The 17241-nt window shown below is 69.7% G+C and carries 13 protein-coding genes and 3 pseudogenes; 10 read left to right on the top strand and 6 right to left on the bottom strand.

Annotated features, from left to right (window positions below; genetic code table 11):
• Positions 1-49: 49 nt before the first annotated feature.
• Positions 50-1651 (bottom strand): FAD-dependent monooxygenase, encoded by a 1602-nt coding sequence (locus AB0K14_RS30450; RefSeq protein WP_360456379.1) that lies wholly within the window; start codon positions 1649-1651, stop codon positions 50-52.
• 185 nt (positions 1652-1836) lie between these two features.
• Here AB0K14_RS30450 and AB0K14_RS30445 point away from each other — a divergent pair, with 185 nt between their 5' ends.
• A complete protein-coding gene (locus AB0K14_RS30445; protein WP_360456376.1) occupies positions 1837-2586 on the top strand; it encodes a dienelactone hydrolase family protein in 750 nt (249 codons plus the stop codon).
• The gene (locus tag AB0K14_RS30440) at positions 2583-2972 is read left to right on the top strand and encodes a carboxymuconolactone decarboxylase family protein (protein ID WP_360456373.1); all 390 of its coding nucleotides are present in this window, start codon (positions 2583-2585) and stop codon (positions 2970-2972) included. Before AB0K14_RS30445 ends, AB0K14_RS30440 begins: the two co-directional genes overlap by 4 nt.
• Before the next feature lie 29 nt (positions 2973-3001).
• On the opposite strand, the pseudogene AB0K14_RS30435 reads toward AB0K14_RS30440, so the two are convergent.
• A pseudogene (locus tag AB0K14_RS30435) lies at positions 3002-3436 on the bottom strand (IS5 family transposase); the annotation flags it as partial.
• On the opposite strand from AB0K14_RS30435, the pseudogene AB0K14_RS30430 reads away from it, so the two are divergent.
• Both AB0K14_RS30430 and AB0K14_RS30425 read left to right on the top strand, forming a co-directional pair.
• Positions 3431-3640 (top strand): annotated as a pseudogene (locus AB0K14_RS30430) (transposase); the annotation flags it as partial. The pseudogenes AB0K14_RS30435 and AB0K14_RS30430 overlap by 6 nt on opposite strands.
• Entirely contained in the window at positions 3592-4074 is a 483-nt protein-coding gene (locus AB0K14_RS30425; RefSeq protein ID WP_360456480.1) for a BTAD domain-containing putative transcriptional regulator, read from the top strand. The pseudogene AB0K14_RS30430 and the gene AB0K14_RS30425, both read left to right, overlap by 49 nt.
• Positions 4075-4116: 42 nt before the next feature.
• Here the strand turns inward: AB0K14_RS30425 and AB0K14_RS30420 are convergent, their stop codons facing one another.
• From AB0K14_RS30420 to AB0K14_RS30410, 3 genes are all read right to left on the bottom strand, one after another.
• Positions 4117-4548, bottom strand: coding sequence for a hypothetical protein (locus AB0K14_RS30420; protein ID WP_360456370.1), 432 nt, complete (start codon positions 4546-4548; stop codon positions 4117-4119).
• A gap of 321 nt (positions 4549-4869) precedes the next feature.
• Positions 4870-5448: a hypothetical protein gene (locus AB0K14_RS30415; protein ID WP_360456367.1), complete on the bottom strand. Its 579-nt coding sequence runs from the start codon at positions 5446-5448 to the stop codon at positions 4870-4872.
• Positions 5449-5780: 332 nt separating this feature from the next.
• On the bottom strand, positions 5781-6188 hold the full coding sequence (locus tag AB0K14_RS30410; protein ID WP_360456364.1) for a hypothetical protein: 408 nt from the start codon (positions 6186-6188) through the stop codon (positions 5781-5783).
• A gap of 153 nt (positions 6189-6341) precedes the next feature.
• Here AB0K14_RS30410 and AB0K14_RS30405 point away from each other — a divergent pair, with 153 nt between their 5' ends.
• From AB0K14_RS30405 to AB0K14_RS30380, 6 genes are all read left to right on the top strand, one after another.
• Positions 6342-6593: a winged helix-turn-helix domain-containing protein gene (locus tag AB0K14_RS30405; RefSeq protein WP_360456361.1), complete on the top strand. Its 252-nt coding sequence runs from the start codon at positions 6342-6344 to the stop codon at positions 6591-6593.
• A gap of 49 nt (positions 6594-6642) precedes the next feature.
• Positions 6643-7191: a transposase gene (locus AB0K14_RS30400; RefSeq protein WP_360456358.1), complete on the top strand. Its 549-nt coding sequence runs from the start codon at positions 6643-6645 to the stop codon at positions 7189-7191.
• Between the two features lie 90 nt (positions 7192-7281).
• On the top strand, positions 7282-7485 hold the full coding sequence (locus AB0K14_RS30395) for a hypothetical protein (RefSeq protein ID WP_360456355.1): 204 nt from the start codon (positions 7282-7284) through the stop codon (positions 7483-7485).
• Between the two features lie 63 nt (positions 7486-7548).
• A complete protein-coding gene (locus tag AB0K14_RS30390) occupies positions 7549-10251 on the top strand; it encodes an RICIN domain-containing protein (protein WP_360456352.1) in 2703 nt (900 codons plus the stop codon).
• A gap of 896 nt (positions 10252-11147) precedes the next feature.
• Positions 11148-14474: a BTAD domain-containing putative transcriptional regulator gene (locus AB0K14_RS30385; RefSeq protein WP_360456349.1), complete on the top strand. Its 3327-nt coding sequence runs from the start codon at positions 11148-11150 to the stop codon at positions 14472-14474.
• Between the two features lie 432 nt (positions 14475-14906).
• Positions 14907-16832, top strand: a complete 1926-nt coding sequence (locus tag AB0K14_RS30380; protein WP_360456346.1) for a S8 family serine peptidase — start codon at positions 14907-14909, stop codon at positions 16830-16832.
• A 249-nt stretch (positions 16833-17081) separates the two neighbouring features.
• Here AB0K14_RS30380 and AB0K14_RS30375 read toward each other — a convergent pair.
• Positions 17082-17240: pseudogene (locus AB0K14_RS30375) on the bottom strand (leucine zipper domain-containing protein); the annotation flags it as partial.
• Position 17241 lies beyond the last annotated feature (1 nt).

Here is a 17241-nt window from a genome sequence, read left to right as displayed (position 1 = left end):
GCAAAGGGGGGAGCGGTTCACGGCGCCGTTCCCCCCTTTGCCGTTGCCGTCAGCGGCTCGCGAGCGCGGTGTCGACCTGGACCGCGAGGCCGGGCCCCCGGGTGCCGTTCAGGTAGTCCACCAGGACGCCGCCGTCGCCGGGGGACACCATGCACGCGATGTGCCCGTCCGGACGCACGGCGACGACCGAGGGCGCTGCACCCAGCAGCGTGCGCAGGGCGTGCCGGGGCCTGCCGAACACCGGGGCCAGGTCGTGCACCGCGTAGTCATCGGGCAGGACCTCCCGGACCGGGGCCGTCATCGCGGGCCACCGCGCCGCCGCGACGTCCCCGGGCCACAGAAGCACGGTGAAGTCGTGCGAGGACAAGCTCGGCAGGCCGGGGAACACCGACGGCGGGGCGAACACCGGCAGTCGGTCACCCACCCGCGCGGGCACCCGGACCCCGTGGAACAACGGCCGCCCGGCCTCGTCGCCGTAGGTGAAGTCGGTCTGGGCGAGCAGCGGGGCGAACCGCTTCTGCAGCACACCGAAGCGGTATGCGGCGGCGAACGCGGTGTCCCGCTGCCACGCCTTCCACCGGGTCGGGGCGGCGCCGAAGCGGATCTGGGCAGCCGAGGTGTCGGCCACCCGCCGCGCCGCCGCCCGGCGTTCCGGCTCGTAGCCGTCCAGGATCGACTCGGCGAACCGGCCGGTGACCACGCCGCCGAGCTTCCAGCCCAGCTCCACCGCGTCCTGCAGGCCGATGTTCATGCCCTGCCCGCCCGCCGGGCTGACCACGTGCGCGGCGTCGCCCGCCAGGAAGCAGCGGCCCCTGCGGTACTGCTCCACCACGCCGCACCTCGGCCGGAACGAGTTCGTCCACAGTGGAGTGCCGAGCCGCACCGGCAAGCCGGTGCGCTTGCCGATCATCGTCTGGAACAGCTCGGCGGGCGGGCGCTGCTCGCCGTCGGCGCGGTGCGGGATGTTGCCCGCGATGCGGTAGTGGCCGTCCTTCAACGGCACGATGACGCCGATGCCGTTGGGGGAGTAGTAGTACTGCACGGAGTTCGGGACCGTGCCCTCGATCGGGAAGTCGCCGATGCCGTAGGTGATGTCGATGGGGTCGGCCGCGAAGGTGATGCCCAGCAGGCCGCGCGTCGTGCTGCCCGCGCCGTCCGCGCCCACCAGCCAGCCGGGCCGGGTGGTCTCGGTGGTCCCGTCCGCGTGGCGCAGCACGACCGACAGCGCGCCGTCCGGTTCCTGGATGTCGGTCAGCTCGACGTCGTGCTCGACCGCGCCGCCCAGCTCGCGCAGCCGATCGAGCAGGATGGTCTCGGTGTCGTTCTGCGCCAGTGTCAGGACGAACGGGTAGGCGCAGTCGGACAACCGGTCGATGTGGACGGTGCCGCGCAGCCGCCCGGCGGAGAAGTAGTCGACGCCGGGCAGCAGGTGGCCCTGACCCACCATGCGGTCGCTGACCCCGATGCGGCGCAGTTGCTCCAGGATCCTGGGCCACACCAGGATCGCCCGCGATTGGGTTCCCCCGACCGCCGCGGGGCGCGGGCGGCGGTCGACGACGCGCACCGCGACACCCTGCTGGAGCAGCTCACAGGCCAGCACGAGGCCGACCGGCCCGGCCCCGGCGATCAGCACGTCAGTTCGCTCGGTCATGGCCGGACGCTAACAGCGCCGCGGACACCCCTGCCTGCCGTCGTTTGTACGGGTACTCGCGACACCAGGGAGTGTCCTGGTACTGGCAGACCCAGGAACGCCGGTACGGGGAAAAGTCGGGCGTGGCTGGTTCAGCCGGCGCTGATTAGCGTCGTCGGCGAAACCCGTGACGAGAGGAAATCACCATGTGCCACAGCACCGAGAGCAGGCCGCCCGCCTCGCCCGTCGAAGGCACCGTCGCCGAGTCGTCCCTGCTGGAGCTGACCGCGTCCGACGGCACGGTGTTCACCGCGTACGAGGCGGTCCCGGAGACGCCGAACGGCATGAACGTGGTCATCCTGCCCGACGTGCGCGGGGTGCACCCGTACTACCAGTCGCTGTCCGAGCGGTTCGCCGAGGCGGGCTTCCACGCCATCAACATCGACTACTACGGCCGCAACGCGGGCACCGGCGTGCGCGGGGACGATTTCGACTGGCAGAAGTACCTGCCGGAGGTCACCCCGGACGACATCCGCCTCGACGTCGCCGCGGCCGTCGAGCGGGTGCTCGAGCGCAACCCGGGCCCGGTGTTCACCGTCGGCTTCTGCTACGGCGGCAGCGAGTCCTGGCGGCTCTCGGCGGGCGACCTCGACCTGGCCGGGGTCATCGGGTTCTACGGCCAGCCCAAGAACGTGCGGGACCAGCTGCCCGACTTCGCCATCCCCGCGCTGCTGCTGATCGCGGGCGCGGACGTGGCCACCAGCCAGGAGGACTTCGCCGCGTTCTCCAGCGAGCTGTCCGAAGCGGGCAAGGTCCACGAGATGCACGTCTACGACGGCGCGCCGCACTCGTTCTTCGACCGCGCCTACGGGGAGTGGGCCGACGCCTGCGACGACGCCTGGACGCGGATCCTGGACTTCACCCAGTTGCACGGCAAGGCTGTCGCGAACGCATGAACGAGCGCTTCGACCGGGGAGTCGCCGCGATCGACGCGCTGGGCGGCGGCTATGAGGCGATCTTCGCGCCGATGGCGGACATCGCCCCGGACCTGAGCCGGTTCGTGGCCGAGTTCGCCTTCGGCGACGTCTACAGCAGGCCTGGCTTGGCGCCGAAGGACCGGCAGCTCCTCACCATCGCGGCACTGATCGCGCTGGGCGGCGTCGAATCGCAGCTGAAGTTCCACATCGGCGCGGCGCTGAACATCGGGGTCGAGCCGAAGTCGGTGGTGGAGACCATCCTCCACTGCCTGCCGTACGTGGGCTTCCCCAGGACGGTGAACGCCATGCGGCTCGCCAAGGAGGTCATGGCCGATCGGGGCCTGCTCCCGATCGAACCGGGATGAGCAGCCTGTGGGGTGCTTGAGACCACGTCTCACGTGGCCAGTTCGGCGAGTCGTTCGAAGCAGGTCAGCGCTGCGGCGAGGGTGAGGAGGCCGCAGTAGTCGTCGACGTGGCGTTCGTAGCGGATGGTCAGGCGGCGGTAGCCGGTCAGCCACGAGATGGTGCGTTCGACGACCCAGCGGTGGCGGCCGAGCCGCTCGGAGGAGTCGATGCCCTTGCGTGCGATGCGCGGGGTGATGCCGCGGCGGCGTAACCATCGGCGGAGGTCGTCGATGTCGTAGGCCTTGTCGGCGTGCAGCTTCGCGGGCCGTAATCGGCGCGGCCCGCGGCGTGACCGGACGCCGCGGGGGATGGCCATCAGCATGGGCTTGAGCGCCTGGCTGTCGTGCGGGTTCGCCGCCGAGGCTCCAGCGGCCAACGGCAGGCCGGTGCGGTCGGACACGACGTGGATCTTCGAGCCCGGCTTCGGCCGGGCTCCAAGCACCACGTCCCGACCGAGGGCGGCGGCATCCCTCTCGCGGTGCTGCTGACCGGCGGCAACCGCAACGACGTCATCGGCCTGGAGCCGCTGCTGGACGCGGTGCCGAACGTGCGCGGTCGGCGGGGTCGACCCCGCCGACGATCGAAGACCGTCTACGCCGACCGCGGCTACGACCACGACAAGTACCGCCACGGATCGAGTCCTACCGGAGCATCGTCGACACCTACCTCGGGCCGCTGGCCGACGGGATGAGCACCGACTGGATCGAAACTGCGCGGGAGGCCATCCGCCGCGACGCCATCGACGCCGTGGCAGCCCTGGCCCACGCCCTGGTCGAGCACGACCCGCAGCGGACGCTGGACCTGCTGGAGATCGCGCGGACCTTCGACCCGCACAACGAGTTGATCTACCGCGACATCATGCGGCTGCAGGAACGCCTCGGACAGCTCGACGCAATCCCGCGCACGCTCACCCTGCTGACCACCAGGCTGGCCGAAGTCGACGACCGGCCCACCCCGCAGGCGATCAGCCTGGCCGACCGGCTGCGCCACCGCCACGACACCACCGCCGATGTCCCTCACCTGTCAGCGACCGACCGACGCGGGCACAACAGGGCAGGTTGACGAATCCGACGAAGTGCTGCACCGACCGTTGGAGACGGCTGCTCATGCCACGGCGATGCCGCGGGCTTTGAGGGTGTCCTGGGCGCCGGGGGCGGCCATCATGGCCTCGTCGCCGCCGTGGATCACGCGGAGGTTGGGCAGCAGGGCGAGGTCGTCCAGTGAGGTGACGTCGAAGAGGTCGTCCTCCCCGTCCCAGAACGGCGAGCACTGGTGGTAGATCTCCAGGCCGCCGTCAGTGGTCAGTTCCTCCACGACGGCCAATTGGTTGGGGGAGATCTCCAAGTCGGTGAAGTACTGACGGGCTTCCTCAAGGACGGTGTACAGCAGGTCCTGTTGGTACAGGTACTTCCACAGGTCACCGGTGGCGCCCTTGGCGTGGAGGACGTCGGCGATGCGGAAACGGGGCTGGATCACCTTGTCCTGGTACATGAGCTTGTCGATGACCAGCAGCTTGAAGTTGAAGTCGCGGAACATGCCCCACTGCCTACCAGACAGCCCCGACAACCCGGGCAGTCAACACCGCCTTCCGATCGGCGATTCGTGCACATTGACGTCCACCCCGGCGGACAAGTCGAGCTGACCTGCTCACGGCATGCTCAAGTACAGCCGGAGGTGTTCAAGTGCGAGTGGAAGCCACAACAGCTGTAGGTTCCGCGCGAGCAATCTTGGCCGCGCGACGTGGTGTTTCCACGCGACGTGACCGCCCGGTAAGTGGCCGGTGTGCGCAGTAGTCGATCACGCGTCGCAAGCGGTGCAGCCGCTCGGCGGCAGAGGAGGATGCGGCTCCGGTATGGGTCAGGTCCTGGTCCACAGGTTGATGTCGCTGCTGGTCGCCACCACCAGCGTCGCCCCGGATGGGGAGAACCCGGCCGCACGCAGTTCGGAGTGGCGCGAATGGAAGATGTGCCACCAGGTCTCGCCGTGCGCTCCACCGGTGTACGGACTCCCGGTGGACAACAGCACCCGCTCATGCGGCCAGTCCGGGCTGGCGATGTCCACCGACCAACCCGTGGCGCCGGTGTGCAGACCGCCGCCGGCCAGCCCCGCCATCGGCACGCGACGCTGCGCGATCGGCCCGATCCCCTGGCACGTCAAGTCGTTGTCGTCCGGCCAGCCCGAATCAGGCTCGCGGTCGCGGGCCAGGCGCTCACCGGTGACGGTGTCGAACAGCCCGAGCCCGCTTGTGGACGCCACCAGCAGCAGGTCGCGGCCGCTGGCGGGATCGGTGGCAAATCCAACACCGAGCAGCCCACCGACAGCGACCACGTGGCAGTCAGCCGGACGCCACGGTGGGGGTGTCGGCACCGTCGCCGCGGCTAGGAACTTCGCCCTCAGGTCCCGTTGGTAGTCGGTGAGCGAGAGATCCTCCGGCATTCCGCGAGTAAACAGGAACCGAATACACCGAACGTCACCAACGTTCGCTCATGAGAGCGCGTTTCGGTGAGAGAACTGTTCGCGGCAAATGGTCAGGTAGTCATTCAGTGGTCATCTGCGGAAGCTGCGGCAGATGTACGATCCGCCCGAAGGCGAGCATCATCCTAGCTCGACCTGCCTGTTCCGTGCTACTTGGTCAATCGATTTGCCGAGTTTCGGCGCTACCTGGGCGTCGGCCGGGTGAACACGTCCGCGGCGCTTCATTCGGTGAACCGGCGTTGCGCGGTGGGAGCGCTGATTCCGAAGCCGCAACGACTCCAGGCACCGCTGAGCTAAGTGCTGACGGGCTCACGTCGAAGTGCCGCCGTGGCGCACACGGTGGCCATCAGCCAGATAGCCGGTCCCGACGTTCCGCCGATGAGGTCAACGTGGCCGGGAACCACGAGAAAGGCGAGGAACGCTACGTCGACCACACCGAGCACGGCGACGTTGAGCCAGTACCCGATGCGGCTGTTGACACGGTTCATGGCCAGCGCGACGAAAATGGCCTGCGCTCCCAACACCGTCGCGCAGATGAAGAACATGAGGCTCTCGGCTGCCAGTTCGGTATCGGGCGCACCGTCTGCGAGGTCACCGATCACCATCGAGACACCGAGACCCATGTGCAGCAGGCCCCACAACACGTAGAACGCGGCAGCACCCGCTGCCCACCGACGAGCACCCGTCATCTCGACCCCCATGTCCTACAAACGAACTTGCCGGACCGCCGTGGTCACAGAGCACGAGGAATCTACGGTCCTCTCGAACCACGCCACATCAGGGTGATCACCGATGTCAACCCGGAACCCGTCCCACCTGGCCGCCGGGAGACGCGCCCCTCCGTATGAGAATGCGTGTCGGTTGGTGTGGGCACACCGTGCTCCAGCAGCGGGTGGCGCCAGCCCTCATGTCCGGCAGCGCGGAACGTACAACAGCGGTGGGAGCCGCTGGGCGGGTCGCTCCGGCGTCGTCGGGGTCGAGATGACCGAGCAGGGCGTTGGGTGTGGCTGCGTCGCCACGGTTTCACCTCGCAACGCCCGGCCCGTCGCGCCTATGAACAGCAGCCCACTGCAGTGCGGCCTGGTTGGACGAGGACTATCCGGTGATCGAGGCACGCGCGAAGGCCGAACGGGCGGCGGTCGCGTGGGTTGATCAGTGCGGGCTGCGCTCCGACGCTGCGCCGCCCGGCCGGTCCTGGGCGCCGAACGGCAGGACGCCGGTGGTGCGGGTAACCGGGAAACGCCTGCGGGTCAACGTCATGTCCGCAGTTGCCTCCCGCGCCGAGCTGTGGTCCACCGTTTCACCGAGCGGTTCACCGCGACCGTGTTCGCCGCGTTTCTGGACCGCGTGGCACGCCAGGCGGGCCGGAAGGTCCACGTCGTCGCCGACCGGCACCCGGTCCATCGCAGCAAGGCCGTCCGGGTGTGGCTCGAGGTCAACGCCGACCGGGTCGAGCTTCACTTGATGCCCGGCTACAGCCCCGAGCTCAACCCGGACGAGTTGCTCGACGCCGGCCTCAACGCAACGTCAACGCCTCCCGCGCCCACAACGTCGACCGCCTCGCCCACGAGACCCGACGCTTCCTGCACCGCCGCCAACGCCGACCGCACATCGTCCGCGGCTACTTCCAGGCTCCGCGCGTCCGCTACGCCATCGTGCAGGCAGCTCAATACTTTCTGCTCAAAAATTAGCCTCAATAATTAGCACCGGTCGCAACGGCCGGCCGCTTTCCAACTTGTGAGGGCTCCGTTACAGTCTGTGCCTGGGAACGCTCCCAGCTCCTAAGGGGTCACCGTGCCAAGGTTGTCGCGCGTGTTCGCCGCCAACGTCGCCGTCACCGACAACTGGGCGCCGGTCACCACTTGGACCTGCACCGGCAGCCGGCAGATCACGTCCGACTGGAACCACGATCGCGTACCGACCGATGCCCTGCTCCGCGGGCACGAGCCGGTAGACGAGTCCGTAGTGGACCTCTCCATTCGGCGGCCCCGGCGGTAGTGACGATGGGTCCGATGATCGGTGTATCCCCGTAGACGCGACACCCGCGAAAGGGGTTTCTTGATGCGTCAGAACAGTCCTCGCACGCTATTCCAGCGCTTCGCCCGCGCAGCGCTGGCCGGCGCCACACTCCTCGCGGCCATCGGCACGGTACAACCCGCCGCCGCAGGACAGCCGGCCGCCGCGACACAGCCGGCCGTCACGGCCGCAGCTGCCGCGGCCGCAGCTGCCGCGGCCGCAGCCGCCGGCGCCGCCGCGATCGCCTCGGTCGACCTGGCCGGGACGTGGAGCTTCACCCCGGCGGGCCGAGGGGCGACCTCGATCACCGTGCCCGGAGGCGGCTGGTACAAGCAGGGCTTCACCGACGTGAACGAGGCGGTGTACTCGCGCAGCATCACCGTGCCCGACTCGGGTCAGCCGCAGTCGACGTGGATCGAGTTCGGGGCGGTCAACCACCAGGCGACGCTGTCGGTCGACGGCCGGGTGGTGGCGACGCAGACCACGGCGTTCACGCCGTCGAATTTCGACATCACCGCCTACGCGGCCCCTGGTAGCACCCACACGATCAGCGTCGCCGTGAAGGGCCGCGGCGCGTTGAAGGCATCCAACGGCCGGTACCTGGTGCCCGACGCCGCCACGTGGTCCGAGGCGATCCCGCAGGGGATCTTCGGGTCCGCGTTCCTGCAGGTGTACCCGGCGGTGTACGTCAGCGACACATTCGTGCGTACGTCGGTGGCGAACAAGACGTTGAGCTACGACGTGTCGGTGCGCAACACGTCGGGCAGTTCCCGGTCGGTGACGTTGACCGGGTCGCTGTCGTCCATCAACGGAACGGCTTTCAGCTACCCGGAACTGCCCAGCCGTACGGTCACCGTGGCGGCCAACTCGACCGTGACCGTGACCGTCGGGCCGGTCGCGTGGAACCTCGACAGCACCTCGTACTGGTGGCCCAACGTGCCGTACCGGCCGGGGTACCGGGCGCAGCTGCACGGGCTGACGGTGCACGCCGCCACCGATGACGGGCGCACCAGCGACGCCACGTACCGGTTCGGGTTCCGGGAGGCCACCCAGAACGGTGACTACTACTACCTCAACGGCGTGCGCGTGAACTTCCGCGGCGACAACCTCCAGGGAGCCGACTACGACCGGGTCAACAACGGCGGCAAGGGCGACGCGTACCACACCCTGCCCGGCTTCCTGCCCCCGTCGCCCGGCAACGGCGGCTGGCCCCAGGCGGTGGACAACTACCAGCGGCTGAACTTCAACGTGGTGCGCATCCACCAGGAGCCCGCGAGCCCGTACATGTTGGATGTCGCCGACGAGATGGGCCTGATGATCATCGGCGAGGTCGCGATTCGCGGCTCCCAATCCTCGCAGGAGTGGAGGGAGACCGTCGGGCGCAACAACATGATCAACCACGCCCGTGCGCTGGTCCTGCGCGACCGCAACCACCCCGCGATCATCCGCTGGAGTCAGAACAACGAGCCGAACCAGAGCGGCCAGGATTCCGAACAGTTCGAGAAGGACTTGTACGCGGCGATGAACGGCGCCGACGGAACCCGGCCGATCATTGTCGAGGTGGGCGTCGGCAACAATGTCAGCCTGTATCCCGGGATGACGTACGCCAACTTCGCGGTGATCCCGCACTACGTCGACGGCTTCGGCAAGTACGGGGAGGGCCTGATCACCGTGAATGGGCGGCCCGACGGCGAGGGCGAGTACATCTGGCCGGCATGCAACACCAAGCAGGGCTTCGAGTGGTTCGCCACGGCAACCCTGGCCAAGCGCGGCAAGGGCGCCACCGACCTGCGTCCGTACACGCTGCTGTCAGCTTGGGCCAGCGTCATCCCCGGCGTGCGCACCGGCGACTTCGTCCCGGAGGAGGGCGGTCGCCCTGTCTACGGCGCGGACAACCTCCCGGACCCCTGGAGCAACCCGCAGTTCCAGCGCGTGCAGGCGGCGTTCAACCCGGTGGCCGCGGTCGACCTCCCCTACTGGTCGGCCTCCGGCGTCTCGGACTCGAACGGCACCTTCCCCCTGCCGCAGGCCGTGCCCAACTACGCCCGGAACGCCACGGTCACCCGCAACATCACCGTCTTCAACGACGACTTCGCCGACACTTCGGTGGGCTTCACCTGGACGGCGCGGCTCGACGCGCCGGACGGGGCGGTCGTCGCGTCCGGAAGCACGACCCTGACCGTCCCGCTCGGCTCGCGGGTCACCCAGCCGGTGTCCTTCACCACCCCGGCCACCGGCAACCGCGTGTACCTGCAACTGTCGACCACGAAGTCCGGTAGGACCGTCTTCACCGACGCGGTGGAGTACTTCAACGTCGGCGGCGGAGACGGACCCGCACCGGGCAACTACCGCATCGTCAACCGCAACAGCGGCAAGCCGCTCGCCGTCGCGGGCAACTCCACCGCGGACGGTGCCAAGGTCGTCCAGCAGAGCGGCACCGGCACCTGGACCGTCGCCACGACCTCCAACGGCTCCTACACCCTCCGGTACGTCGCGAGTGGAAAGGCGCTCGACGTCAACGGCGGCAGCAGCACGGCCGGGCTGCAACTGCAGCAGTGGACGGCCAACGGCGGCACCAACCAGATGTGGTACCTGCGGTCCACCGGCAACGGCTACTACACCATCGTCAGCCAAGGGAGCGGACTGGTGGCGGACGTCTACGGTGCGTCGACGAGCGACGGGGCGCAGGTCGTGCAGTGGACCGCCAACGGCGGGGCCAACCAGCAGTGGCAACTGATCCGGGCCTGACCGGACGACCCGGTTCTCGCCTTCTGCTGCGGCGTTGACCGCTACCCCTGGCCGCTCGATCCTGCGGCCAGGGGTAGCGGCGACATGTCAACTCCGAACGTCGGCAAGCGACCACCACTGAGCACCTTGTCCCCGCTCCCATCGGTACGGGCCGGCAGACCGCCCGCAGTGAACGCTGTGCTCGCCGAAATGTCGTCCATGCAGGTCAGGCGGGGTGGTGGTACTCGTTGAGGATGCCGCCCAGCCGTTGCCGCCGGTGGATGTCGAGTCGTGTGACCGCTGCTTGATCGGTGGTCAGGCCCAGGGGTGGCCACCGTGGTGACGAGACCGGCCAGGACGGTACGTGCACGCATTTGTCGCTCCGCGGGAGACGCGGGGAGTCCGGGACGGCACGACTCCGCCTGCCCAGCGGATCGACCACACGGACGGGTTCGTTACGGCCGCATCGTTTTCCACGTGCACATCGGATGCAATGGTGCAAGCGGTGTGCGGTCAAGCCGCCGAATGGCACTTCGTGTGCCACTGACATCCACCAAGAAGTCAACCGCATGGACCTTGACCGTGCACACGCGGCCCAAAGCCGCACAATTCGGGCTCGGCGGGTGATATCGGCGGAGTTCGGAATGGCGCAACCCTAGATCACCTGGACGCGGCCGGACACTCCGCGCGGTCAATATTTTCACGGTCGGTCGCAGCACGAGATCGTTAACGACGGCAACACGGACTACGGCCAGCACCATCAACTCGTCTGCCTATGTCACCGTCCTGAGCCAGGAGGAGCCGGCATGGCGACCGGGAGTAGCCCTCTTCCGCAGCGGGGTTCGCCATTTCTCCCGTTTGCTCCTGTTTCGGTCGTTACGCTCGGGGCTTCGTGGTGGCGTGGGGGAGGGCATCGGGTGGGTGCGGGCGAATTCGGTGAACGGGTGCGTGCGCGCCGCCGCGAGCGGGGACTCACACAGGAGGACGTGGCGGCGGCGACCGGGTTGAGCGTGCGGACGCTGCGCGACGTGGAGGCCGGCCGGGTGCGCAGTCCCCGCGGGTCCTCGCTCGCGCGGTTGACGGCGGTGCTCGAACTGGACGGGACCGGCGTACCGGAGGCGGTCGACGTGGGGTGGCGGGTCGGTGTTCTCGGCGTGCTGACCGTCCACCGCGACGGTGTGGCGGTGGAGTTGCCGCAGCTCAAGTTGCGGCACCTCGTCGCTCGGCTCGCGTTGTCCTCCGGGCGGCCGGTGCCGGTTCAGGACATCGTCGAGGTGTTGTGGCCGGGCGGTGCGCCGTCCGACGCGACCGGTCTCGTGCAGACCTACGTCTCGCGCCTGCGTCGTGTGCTCGGCGGCACCACGAACCCGGTGGTGGCCGAGGGAGCCGGCTACCGCCTCGCGACCGGCGACATGGTCGACGCCGCCCGGTTCGTCGTGCTGGTGCGCTCGGCGGGGGAGCACGACGACCGGCTCACCGGCCTGCTCGTGGCGCTCGGGCTGTGGCGCGGCCCCGTGGTCGCCGACCTGCCTGGGCTGAGCGGTCATCCCGCTGCGGTGCACCTCTCCCACAGCAGGGTCGCGACTGCGATCGAGGCCGCGGGCCTGGCACGGGCGGCCGGCCGGGTCGGGGACATCGTGCCCGTGTTGACGGAGCTCGCGACGGGCGATCCCTTCGACGAGGCCGTCCACGCCGAGCTGTTGCTGGCCCTCGCCGCGGTCGGTCGCCGCGGCGAGGCGCTGCGCCTGTTCGTCGACGTCCGCAGGCGGCTCACCGATCAGCTCGGTGTGGCGCCGTCGGCGCGTTTGCGGGCCGCGCACATGACTGTTCTCGGTGACGGTGACGCCGCCGAAGGCGTGGCCACCCGTGACGTGGCGGCGCCCAGAGCCGTGACACCGGCGCAGTTGCCGCCCGACGTGGTCGGGTTCAGCGGCCGTGACGAGGTGCTGGCGGAACTCGACGTCCTGTTGGAGGACAACCAGGTCGGCCTGCTGAGCTCGTCGGCGGTGACCGGTGCGCCCGGTATCGGCAAGACGGCGGTGGCCGTCCGCTGGGCCCATCGCAACCGGCACCGGTTCCCGGACGGTCAGCTGCACGTGCGGCTGCGCGGGTTCGCGGCCCAGGAACCGCTGACGCCGCTGTCGGCGTTGACCCAGATGCTGCCGGCGCTCGGCGTCGAACCGGGCGCCGTGCCCGACCAGGAGGACGCGGCCGCCGCCCTGTACCGGAGTCTGCTGGCGGACCGGCGGATGCTCGTGGTGCTCGACGACGCCGCCGACGCCGACCAGGTCCGGCCCCTGTTACCCGCCGGTGCGCACTGCCGGGTTCTGATCACGAGCCGGGACCGGCTGTCCGACCTGGTGGCGCTCGATGGTGCGCGCAGGGTGGTGCTCGACGTGCTGACCGATGCCGAGGCCAGGGCATTGCTGGTCGCCGTCCTGGGGAAGCGGCGGGTGGCGGCGGAGGAGGCCGCGGCAGCGGAGCTGGCGCTGCTGTGCGGATACCTGCCCCTCGCGTTGCGCATCGCCGGTGCCAACCTGTTGGACACCGGTGGCGGGATCGCGGAACTCGTCGAGCGGCTCGCCGCCACCGGACGGGTCAGCGGGCTTCGGGTCGACGGTGGGAACGTGGGTGTCGACGCGACGTTCTCCCTGTCCTACAAGGCACTCGGCGCCACCGAACGACGGCTGTTCGCGCTGCTGGGCGTGGCGCCCGCCACCGACCTCAGCCTGCCCGCGCTCACCGCGTTGTCCGGTCTCACCCAGGACCGGGTCGCCGACGCGCTCGCGACCCTCCTGTCGGCCCACCTCGTCGACGAACGGGTGACCGGCCGGTTCGCCATGCACGACCTGCTGCGCGAGTACGCCGTCGGCAGAGCGGCCGAGGACCTCGGTGAGAACGAGGTCAGGCTCGCGCACCTGAGGCTGGCCCGTTGGTGCCTCGCCGCGACCCGTGCCGCCACCGACCTGACCTTTCCCCAGTTCGGCAAGCTGCCCCAGGACGACGACGTGCCGGAGGCCGTGGTGTTCGCCGACACCGCCGCGGCGTGGCGGTGGCTGGACGCGGAACACGCGACGGTGCTCGCGGTGCTGGACCATGCCGTGGCTGCGGGGATTCCCGCGTTCGCCTGGCTGCTGACCGACGCGCTGCACGGGTACCTCGGGCATCGGGTGCCGACGACCGCGTGGCGCACCGCGGTGACGGCGGCGTTGGCGGCGGCCGAGGCACACGGCGACGACGTCGCGCGGGCGGCGATGTGGCGCAACAACGGCAACCGGCACCTCACCCGGGGCGAGTACGACGAGGCCATCGACCAGTACCAGCGCGCGCTGGTCGTCTTCGAACGCCTCGGCAGGGCCGAGGACATGATGCCGATGCTGGCCAACATCGGCATGGTGCACGCCGAACACGGCCGCCTCGCCGACGCCGAGATCGCGATGAGGAAGGCGTTGGCGCTGACCGACCGGGCGGCCCCGACGGCGAGGCTGGGCGTGCTGCTGTCGAACCTCGCGATCCTGCTCGACGCCGACAACCTCGCGCGGCTGCCGGAGTCGGCGGCGCTCGCGGGCGAAGCGGTCGTGGTGTACCGGGACCTCGGCGAGCCCCGTGGTGAACTGCAGTCCGCGGCGGCCCTGCTGCTGGCCCGGAACGCCATGGGCCGCACCGGCGGCAACCGTGCGCTGCTGAAGCGGATGACCGAGCTGCTGGACGACATCGACGGGCACACCGACGACGACATCGTGCTCAACGCCCATGCCACGGCGTGCTTCGCGCTGGGGAGAACCTCCGACGCCGCCCGGTACGCCCGTGCGGCGCTCGACGCGGCCGAGCGGACGGGCTCGGACACCTCGGTCATCGTCGCGGGCAACACGCTGGGCCGTGTCCTGGCCTCGACCGGTGAGATCGCGGCCGCCGAGCGGTTGTTCACGACGCAGCTCGCGGCCGCGGAGCGGATGGACTTCCGCGGTGAGGCGATCGCGGCGCGGCTCGGTCTCGGTGAACTCGCGCTGGCCGCCGGGCAGCCGGCGCGAGCCCGCGAGCTGCTCGACCCGGTGCCCGGGCTGGCCGAGCGGGCCGAGATGCCGGCCAGGCACGCCTACGCCCGGCTCGCCCTCGCCCGCGCCTGCGGCGCCGGAACAAAGCAGGCCGCGGCACACGCGACGATCGCCGCGGCACTGTTTCGGAGATGTGGGATTCGCCTCGCCGCCGGCGACGTTGATTTCCTGCGTTCGGTCGCCCGGTAATTCGGATTCGGATCGGGTAGGAGAACCGTACCGGTCGGTGGTGACGCCACGCTGTATCCGCGCGTGTCCCGCCTCGCGGATCGCTGATCAGCGGAAACTCCTGCATGGCAGCGGGTGCAGGCGGTCGAACCGGCAGGTTCGGTCACCGGACCCGGCAGTTCGCCTTCCGGTCGGCGAGCTTCCGGCATGATTGGTGCCGAGTGGCGTCAATTCCTCCCTTGTGGTGGTCGGGGCGATTTCTCTACCGTTCATCCGGTCAGGGCGTAGGCGTCGGAAGAGTCACGCCGCGGAATCGGAAAAATCGAAACCGTGCGCTCTGCGATCCGTTTCTTTCGCTTGATCGGAAGGACTCCAGTGTTGTCAAGAACAACAGGCCGCGGCTCCGCTGCCGTCGTCGTCGGCGTGGTCGCCGCGTTAGCACTCGGAATGCCCGTGGCTGCTGCGGAGGACGCGCCGGCACCGGCCGGCGGCGTCGAGGACAGCTACATCGTGGTGCTCAACGAAGCCGACGGCGCCAAGGCGGCCGCGCTTGCGAGCAAGGCCGGCGCGCGGGTCACCCACACCTACTCCGCCGCGCTCGACGGGTTCGCCGCGACCATGAGCGCCGACAGCGCGCGGATGCTCGCCGCGGACCCCGCGGTCGACTACGTCGTGCCGGACACCGTCGTCGGGATCGACGCCGAACAGGTGAACCCGCCCTGGGGCCTGGACCGGGTGGACCAGCGCAGCCGCCCACTGGACGCGAGGTACCGCTACGACTCCTCCGGCGCGGGGGTGCACGCGTACGTCCTCGACACCGGGATCCGGGTCAGCCACCAGGACTTCGGTGGGCGTGCCACGTTCGACCACAACGCCGTCGGTGGCGTCAACACCGACTGCAACGGGCACGGCACGCACGTGGCGGGCACGGTCGGCGGCGCGCGGTACGGCGTGGCGAAGTCCGTGCGCCTGCACGCGGTGAAGGTCCTCGACTGCAACGGCAGCGGCACCACCGCCGGTGTGATCGCCGGCATCGACTGGGTCACCGCCAACCACGTCAAGCCCGCGGTGGCGAACATGAGCCTCGGCGGTGCGGTCAACACCGCGCTGGACGACGCCGTCCGCCGCTCCATCGCGCGGGGCGTGTCCTACGCGGTGGCGTCCGGCAACGACGGTGCCGGTACCGGATGCGAGAAGTCACCCGCCCGGGTCCGTGAGGCGCTCACCGTCAACGCCTCCGACAGCGCCGACCGGCGTGCCACCTTCTCCAACAACGGGCCGTGCACGGACCTGTTCGCCCCCGGCGTCGCCATCCTGTCCGCGGGCCACACCAGTGACACCGCGTCCGCGACGCTCAACGGCACCTCCATGGCCTCCCCGCACGTCGCGGGCGCGGTCGCGCTGTACCTGGAGACGGTGCCCTCCTCGACCCCGGCCCAAGTGCAGAACGCGATCCTCGCCGCGTCGACCCCGAACGTCATCACCGGTGGCCTCCCGGACCGACTGCTGTACACCAGAGGCGTCGTGCGGCCGCAGACACCGGACATCGTCGCGGTCGACAAGCTGGGCGCGTCGCAGACCACCGAGGTCGGTGCGATCAAGGGCACGACGACCTACCAGACGGTCACCACGCCGACGGCGAGCGCACTGCACGTCACCGGCGCGGACGGCAAGTGGGTGTACGACGTCGCCGACTACAACCGTGACGGCAAGCAGGACTTGTTCGCCTTCAACAAGTCCACCGGCTCCGGCCTGGCTGTGCACGTCTTGAACGGTGCGGACGGCTACCGGACGTTCCTGCTGCACAAGCTGACCGTGCAGCACGACATGGGTACGAACGACGCCTGGGCCGTCCGCGTCGCCGACCACGACCGGGACGGACTGCAGGACATCTACCTCATCAAGAAGCAGGGTGTGTCGAGCACCGAGGTGCACGTGCTCGACGGCGCGGACGGTTTCCAGACGTTCCTGGTCCACCGCGCCACCGCGCTGCACGTGACGGGTACCGACAACAGGTGGGTGTTCGACCTCGGCGACTACAACCGGGACGGCGTGCTCGACCTCTACGCGGTCAACAAGGGCGACGCCGCGGGCACGCTCGTGCACGTTCTCAACGGCGCCAACGGGTACCAGAGCTTCCTGCTGCACAAGGTGACCGCGCTGCACCCGACCGGTACCGGTCACGACTGGGTGCTGCGGGTCGGCGACTACGACGGCGACGCGGTCCTCGACCTGTACGCGATCCACCGCACGGCGAGCCCGTCCATGAACGTGCACGTCCTCGACGGCGCGAACTCCTTCGAGAGCTTCCTGCTGCACCGCGTCAGCGGCATGCCCACCACGGGCGGGCAGCACGACTGGGAGTTCGCCGTCGCCTGACCCGGCTCGCCGTACAACTCGCCTCACCGAACATGGGCCAGTCCTGCTACGGCTCGGTGGACATGATGTCGGTCGTCGTCTCCGCGCACGACGCCGCGGGCACCCGGCACGACGGTGTGGACATGGCTTACCGCGGCGGAATCATCTCATGAGCCGAGGGTGTGCCGCCGTGAGACCGCGGCGGTACACCCGCTCCGGTGCCGGCATGGACTGGTGGGCTCTGCGGGGTTGGGCCGGATCGCGGTCGGCGATCCGCCGCCCGGTCCGTGTCGGTGTGCGGCGCGGGCTGGACCGCGGGCGGCTGGACCGGTCGAGCAGGCCCGGCGGTCCCTGCTCGCGCCAACGGCCGGCCCACCGCCAAGCGTTGGTCAGCGAGACCTGGAAGCGCTGGGCGGCCCGCCCCAGCGGC

Origin of the sequence: Actinosynnema sp. NPDC050801 (assembly GCF_040673975.1) — a bacterium.
In the GTDB taxonomy this organism is placed as follows: Bacteria; Actinomycetota; Actinomycetes; order Mycobacteriales; family Pseudonocardiaceae; genus Actinosynnema.
Note: the sequence above shows the minus strand (reverse complement) of the source record. Positions and strands in the feature narration are given on the sequence as shown.